Annotated in this window: 1 protein-coding gene; it reads left to right on the top strand. The window is 65.5% G+C overall.

The genetic code is table 11. The features are described from left to right. A partial coding sequence (locus SB753_RS36380; RefSeq protein WP_410804963.1) for a hypothetical protein occupies nucleotides 1-290 on the top strand: 290 nt, incomplete at both ends.

Here is a 290-nt window from a genome sequence, read left to right as displayed (position 1 = left end):
TTTCGGTCTCCGACGCGGGAGCCAACGACTTCACCAGGCTTACCGCGGGTTATCGCGCGATCGTGGCTGGTATCGATGCCCAGCGCGATCTGCTTGCCTCGGGTAAGGGTAGCTGGCTTCATCAGGCGCAATTCACGCCAGGCCCGGCCTACGACCGCACACTCCTGCGCGTGGCTCAAAACCGCCTGCTCGGCGCGGACCTCGCGGCGCAGATCCGGCAGCGGGACGACACAGGCGTCCAGGCTTTACGGAGCCAACTGGCGCTGCGTTTCGGTGGGACGAATAGCGGT

The sequence above is a fragment of the Paraburkholderia sp. SIMBA_053 genome (assembly GCF_046534895.1).
GTDB classification, from domain to species: domain Bacteria; phylum Pseudomonadota; class Gammaproteobacteria; order Burkholderiales; family Burkholderiaceae; genus Paraburkholderia; species Paraburkholderia caledonica.
The sequence above is the reverse complement of the archived record's forward strand: the minus strand, read 5'-3'. Positions and strand labels throughout refer to the sequence as shown.